A 6,348-nucleotide genomic window follows, 5' to 3' on the forward strand; every position below is an offset into this window, starting at 1 on the left:
CGCTTATAAGTTTAAGGCTTCATGGCCTTTTTGGTCTAGTTATTTAGGTGTTGCACTTAGATTGTAAATCCGGCAAAAAAAAGAGAACCCCATAAAATAGAGGTTTCTCTTGACTAATCGTAGAAAATAGTAAGCGGCTGTGAAGTGAACCCCGGTATTGGACTAAAATCTAATACCGGGGGTTTTACTTCACTGTGACAAAAGTCCTAGCCGCTTACTATTTTTTACCTTATAATAACTGCTTTTTTTGTTTAGGTCGTGTTTTAAAAAGCAAGTTCCTACGGTTGTCATGTTTCAACTCGGCGATTTTCGCCATAGTTGAATGGACAACATATGAAGCATCAAGATTATTAGCGATTTAGTCCGATCGACATCGTCAGTGAAGCCAGTAATAATCCCTAGTTGCAAAGTAGAATCTAACCCGCTTTTTCAAACACACGCTAGCCTAAATCACCAAACTGCGGTTTCCATGGTGTTACGGTCATTTTTGTAATTAAATCATGTTGGTAGTAGGGATCAAGCTGAATGATTTTTGTTAGTTCCTGCCGATTTTTAACGGCAAAAATCAGAACTGCTTGGCGTTTATGCTTGCCTTCACTAGGGCCTGATACAATTAGGTTGCCGTGCTTAATTTGGCGTTTTAAATAGTGAATATGGGGCACTAAATACTTGGTCCAGCCAACCATATCATCGTGTGTATAGGTTACTACGAAGTGTTTTTTTCTGGCCAAGTTACATCAATCCTTTCGAAAATTATTTTGATTGACCGCTTGATAGAATTTGATTAGCTGCTCTGCGACGGCCTGTGGTTGCTCCATTGGCATCATATGCGTGCCTGGATCCAGAGTGACTAATTTTGAATTAGGGTAAGCGGCCGCCATTTGTTTCATGATTGGTGGAACGGCGGAGGCATCCTGTTTACCACCTAAAGCCAAAACGGGGACTTTAACTGTCCGTGCAACTTCAGTGGCATCACCTGCGGCCATTGCTCGCCAGGCAGCTGCCCAATTGGCTACGCTAATGTGACGGACACATTCACGGGAATAACGAACTTCCCAAGGATTCCGGGCGATTGTTTCAGGGGTAAACCAGCGAATTAATGATTCAGCCACTTGGGCTTCCATGCCGTCTTTTTCAGCGGCATCTGCTCGCTGGGCTAAAACTGGAAATCCCTTTAGTCCAGTTGCAATCAAGGCCACAGAACGAGTTTCTGCAGGATAATCGATGGCAAAGGATTCAGCAATGGCACCACCATAAGAGGCACCATAAATATCCGCCTGTTTAATGTCTAATTTAACTAACAAGTGGTGAAGGTCAGCGGCCAACTGATCTAAATTCTTCGTTACTGGGGCGTTACGCGCCCAACCATGGCCGCGAATATCATAAGCAATTACCCGGGCACCTGTTTTGGCAACTTCGGGATAAACGTCGCGCCATGTTCGGTGATCTAAGGCCAAACAATGAATTAAGACAATTGGAAAGCCCGCGGCGTGGTTATCCCAGACCATTGTTTCGTGATCGCCAACGTTGATTAGTTCTTCAGTAACGTTAGGCCGTAAACGATCACTTTCACGCTTTAAATAAGGGGCAATTGAGCGGGCGGCGTTGACCGCGCGGGGGTTGCCGGCGTAAATACTAGCCAAATTTAAAACATCTTGAATTTCATTATCAGTCGCTCCAGCATCGGTGGCCGCTTTGACGTACACCTGTAGTTGATCGTTCATATCACCCATCCCGATTAACATTGCTAGGGTGTTTAGGGCCCAGTTACGATCGCCAATAATGGCGTTGCTATTTAGTTCCTTACCAGTGTTTGCCATCGCACGGCTTAACTGTGGCGTCAGTTGTGCTAACTCGGCTACTTTTTGGTCAATAATTGATTGATTAGTAGACATTTTAAGATCTCCTTTTTATCTGTGGATATTAATTATCTATAGATTGCCTGAAATAATACATCATCTATTTTGAAAGTCAACCAAAGAATGTCTTTCAACTTATTCTTGCTAAGTTCGCAATAAGATTGGTCTAAATGCGCTTAAAAAGGCTGATTACTACATTTAGATCAAATCGGTCAGGGATAAAATTGGCAAAACAGAGCTTAGGTCAGAGAAAATAATTTGGCCAATTATGTACAAAGTTCGCTAAATTTTACTTAAACCAATATCTAGATATCTAGAAACGCCTATTCTGTGTTATTCTAAGTAAAAATAACCGGGATAAGATTATAGTAAATGGTGGAGGCATTATTTTATGATTCTTGAACGACAAAATTTTATGAATATTAAACAAATTAGTTCGGATTTAGAAAGAGAGTTGACAGGTAAACCATTTGGATCTGCGAATATAAAGAAACTACAAAATCTTTCGCAGCTTTATCAACTTTATCAGGCCGGGGCAAATGAATTTGGAACCAAACTCGAAAACCTTGATTCGGAGTTTCAAGTGAATTACGATCATAATCCAATTCACCACATGGAAGAGCGCATGAAGGATGTTCAAAGTTTATTAAATAAACTGATTAAAAAAGGGTACGATTTATCAGTGGAAAATATCCAAAAACATATTTTTGACGTTGCGGGTATTCGGGTGGTCACTAACTATATTGATGATGTCTATTTGATTGAGAAGATATTGTTAAGCCAGTCTGATGTGACTTTGGTTCGTTGCAAGGATTACATTAAGAATCCCAAGCCAAGTGGCTATCGTAGTTTGCATATTATTGTTTCTGTGCCGGTTTTTCAATCAACGGGTAGCAAATCAGTCAATGTCGAAATCCAAATTCGGACAGTTGGCATGGATATGTGGGCTAGTCTGGAACATAAATTACGCTATAAAACCGACATTGATTCCACACTTGTAGAAAAATACGGCGCTAAGTTACATAGTTACGCCGATGAGTTGGCGGGTATTGAGGGTAAGATGCAGCATATTTACCAACAATTAAGTGACTATAAGAATTGATTGCGGTCTGATTTTAACATTGTGATACCTTAACTTAGCGGTAATACGGTGGTGTAAAAGCTAGCTGGTTGTTAAAACCAACTAGCTTTTTGTACCCATTAATCGGTCACACAACGACTGTAAAAATCGCGTTAAAATATAATTATTTTCTTAAAATGAGAAATTTCTTACTTACGAAAAGATTTTTTATCTGCTAAAGTTATACCTTGTGTTTAGAAACCAGACGTGGTTTGAGGCATAACTTCATAGCAGAGAGGAATTTTTAAACATGAAAAGTCTCACAGAAACGAAACGTTTAACAATCATGGCTGGGCTACTCATCGGTGGTTTTATTGGCATGTTTAGTGAAACAGCCTTAAATATTGCTTTAGCGCCATTAACAACTAAATTAGGGGTATCGGCCGGAACCATCCAGTGGTTGGTCATTGGCTATTTACTAATGGTTGGTATTGTACTGCCACTTTCAGGATTGCTTTCACGGTGGTTCACCACACGACAGCTATTGATCTTTGCCTTATGTGATTTTATTGTTGGGGCGTTAGTTGCCGCGTTATCACCAAATTTTACGTTCTTATTGATTGGTCGATTAATTCAGGGAATTGGCACCGGAATTTTGTTACCTTTGATCTTTTTAGTCGCTTTAACCATTTACCCAATGGAAAAACGTGGTGCGGCGATGGGTCTAATTGGGTTAACGATTATGTTTGCTCCAGCAATTGGACCAACTGTTGCCGGCCTGATACTAGGTGCGTTATCATGGCAATATATTTTCTGGGCAATGATTCCATTATTGGTGATCGCGTTAATTATTACGATTATATTCATGAAAGATGTGGTACCAATCACGCGGCCCCACGTTGACGTTCTGTCAATTATTTTATCGACACTAGGCTTTGGTGGCTTTGTTTTAGGAATAAGCCTGGCCAGTGATAAAGGCTGGACCTCGGTCTTAGTTTTAGGGAGTCTGGTAGTTGGTCTTCTTGCGCTATTTGGCTTCGTTCGGCGGCAGTTGAAATTGCCGGAACCAATTTTAAACGTCCGCGCCTTCGCCCACGTCGAGTTTTCGTTGGGGACCATATTGGTGATGATTGACTTCATGATCATTATGTCCTCAATGTACTTACTACCGATTTATTGGCAAAAAGGGTTGCTAGTGCCGGTTGCACTAACCGGAATTTTAATGTTACCTGGTGGTCTGATGAACGCAGTCGTTTCAACAATTGCCGGCCGTTTATATGATGGCTATGGTGTTCGGCGGCCAGCTATGTTGGGCTTTCTAATCACAGTTATTGGTGCCTTAATGTTGTTCTTTAGTCAGGCCGATTCAAGTTATTTCTACGTTGTTAGTGCCCACGTTATTTTAATGATCGGAATACCACTAGCACTGTCACCGGCACAGACATTTGGTTTAAATTCGTTACCACAACAAATGTCGGCCGATGGTAGCAGTATTATGAACACACTGCAGCAAATTTTTGGCGCAATTGCGACTGCTTTGGCTACTAGTTTATTGGGCCTAGGTGAGGCTAAAAGCGCCGTACATGGTTCAATAAATGTGACGAACGGAACTCACTATAGTTTTGCCTTAACGGTGGGGTTAGCGGTGTTGGGATTTATGTTAACCTTTGTCTTACCACGTAAACAGATAAATTAGTGCTAAGCCAAAAGGGCCTGCACTGCCAGTGTGAAGTGATGCCGCAATTGACAGCAGAGTAAGCCATTGTTTTGCCAGATTTTATTAATTTTTTTGGAGGAATTTACTCATGAAACAAATCTATTTCTTGTGTACTGGTAATTCTTGTCGTAGCCAGATGGCCGAGGGTTTTGCGAAAAAATTATTTGGTGATCAGTGGCGGGTGGCCAGCGCGGGAATTGAAGCCCACGGCCTAAATCCAAATGCTGTGAGAGTGATGGCCGAAAAGGGCATTGATATTGGGAAAAATAAATCCAAGGTAATTGATGTTGATTATCTAAATAGCAGTGATTTAGTTGTAACACTTTGTGGTGACGCCCGGGATAGATGTCCAGTGACACCAGCCACGGTTGCTAAGCAGCATTGGCCGTTAAAAGATCCTGCCTTAGCCCAGGGAACAGCGGCCGAGATTTTGACGGTGTTTAGGCAGGTTAGGGATCAGATTGAATTGAGAATACTTGATCTGGCCAAACAATAATTTACGGGAGTGGGCCAAAAGTCGGTTTTGGGCTTACTGCGTAACGTAAGCTGATCCAGATTTTTGACGTACATTCTAAAGTAATGCCCGAAAAATAGTAAGCGGCTAGGACAAAAGTCCCGGCCGCTTATTTAGTGGAAGTTTAATGCTTCTTTTTTAAATTTTTTAGGCCAATGCGGAGCTTATTTTGTAAATGTTGAACCGCCAAGAATTGTTTGCGCGTGATTTCAGTGCGGCGATAACGTTGGTGGTTTTTTTTATAGAATTCTTGGTGGAAATTTTCTGCCGGCCAAAATTTTGTTGCTGGTTCGATTGCCGTGACGATTGGCCGTTTATATTTGCCGGACGCTGCTAGTTGTTGTTTGGAAGCTGTTGCGATTTTACGTTGCTGGGCGTTACGAACAAAAATGACTGGCCGATATTCATTGCCGCGGTCATTCATTTGACCCTGATCATCAGTGGGATCGATGATTTGCCAAAAAAGTGTTACTAAATCGGCGTATTTTATAATTTTGGTATCAAAAATAATTTCCACGGCTTCTACGTGGTTCGTGTATTGGCCAATCACCTGATCGTAAGTTGGGTTTTCCGTGTCGCCACCAGTATAACCCGAAGTCACGGCAATAATCCCAGGTCGGGTTTCAAACGGTTCAACCATGCACCAAAAACAGCCGCCGGCAAAAATTGCACGTTCCTGATTCGGTCCATCAGCGGCGTAATGGCGGCTATAATCAAAGGCAGTTGCATTTTCCGCATTGCCAGTAATTTTACGGTAAAAATCAGTCATGTCTGGGGTTAAATTATCCCGCACTGCTAACGGTCGTAAATTTGCCTCAAGTCTGGCCAGTTCGGTTTTAAAATTGTTACCAGTTTCCACGGCAGTTTTGAGGATAAGCAATTGTTGCCGTTCCCAGTCACGGGTTCCCTTATTGAGAATTAAATTATAAACGTCATTTAAGCGTGCCTCCTGATCAGGTTGCATTTTTGCCACCACCTTGGATTGAACTATTTATTCGCATTATCGCCGAAAAGGTAAACAAATGCACTAAATTGACTTATGGATGTAAGGAATGCCTAAATTTAACTTTTTACTCTAGAGATAAAAGTGAATTTAGGCATAAAGAAGCCTCCCAAATTAGATTGGCTCTCTGTCAAATCCTGTTGATAGCCAATTTTACAGCGTTAGAAGTTAGGCAACTTCTAATGCTGTTTTTTT

6 protein-coding genes are annotated in these 6,348 nt (G+C 41.6%); 3 read left to right on the forward strand and 3 right to left on the reverse strand.

All coding sequences use genetic code 11. From position 1 onward, the window contains the following. Positions 1-440 precede the first annotated feature (440 nt). Both EKM98_RS11695 and EKM98_RS11700 read right to left on the reverse strand, forming a co-directional pair. Complete coding sequence (locus EKM98_RS11695) at positions 441-731, reverse strand: YciI family protein (protein ID WP_125982726.1); 291 nt, start codon at positions 729-731, stop codon at positions 441-443. A gap of 6 nt (positions 732-737) precedes the next feature. Then, positions 738-1,895 (reverse strand): alpha/beta fold hydrolase, encoded by a 1,158-nt coding sequence (locus EKM98_RS11700; RefSeq protein WP_125982727.1) that lies wholly within the window; start codon positions 1,893-1,895, stop codon positions 738-740. Between the two features lie 355 nt (positions 1,896-2,250). Between EKM98_RS11700 and EKM98_RS11705 the strand changes: the two genes are divergently transcribed. The 3 genes from EKM98_RS11705 (at position 2,251) to arsC (ending at position 5,132) form a co-directional block, all read left to right on the forward strand. Next, entirely contained in the window at positions 2,251-2,961 is a 711-nt protein-coding gene (locus EKM98_RS11705; RefSeq protein ID WP_125982728.1) for a GTP pyrophosphokinase, read from the forward strand. A gap of 268 nt (positions 2,962-3,229) precedes the next feature. Next, positions 3,230-4,615 carry a DHA2 family efflux MFS transporter permease subunit gene (locus EKM98_RS11710; protein ID WP_125982729.1) on the forward strand — a complete coding sequence of 462 codons (1,386 nt, stop codon included), beginning with the start codon at positions 3,230-3,232 and terminating at the stop codon, positions 4,613-4,615. Positions 4,616-4,724: 109 nt separating this feature from the next. Further along, the gene (gene arsC, locus EKM98_RS11715; protein WP_125982730.1) at positions 4,725-5,132 is read left to right on the forward strand and encodes an arsenate reductase (thioredoxin); all 408 of its coding nucleotides are present in this window, start codon (positions 4,725-4,727) and stop codon (positions 5,130-5,132) included. Between the two features lie 142 nt (positions 5,133-5,274). On the opposite strand, the gene msrA is transcribed toward arsC, so the two are convergent. Then, positions 5,275-6,114: a peptide-methionine (S)-S-oxide reductase MsrA gene (gene msrA / locus EKM98_RS11720; RefSeq protein ID WP_125982731.1), complete on the reverse strand. Its 840-nt coding sequence runs from the start codon at positions 6,112-6,114 to the stop codon at positions 5,275-5,277. Positions 6,115-6,348: the final 234 nt, after the last annotated feature.

The organism is Loigolactobacillus iwatensis (assembly GCF_003950295.1).
Classification (GTDB): Bacteria; Bacillota; Bacilli; order Lactobacillales; family Lactobacillaceae; genus Loigolactobacillus; species Loigolactobacillus iwatensis.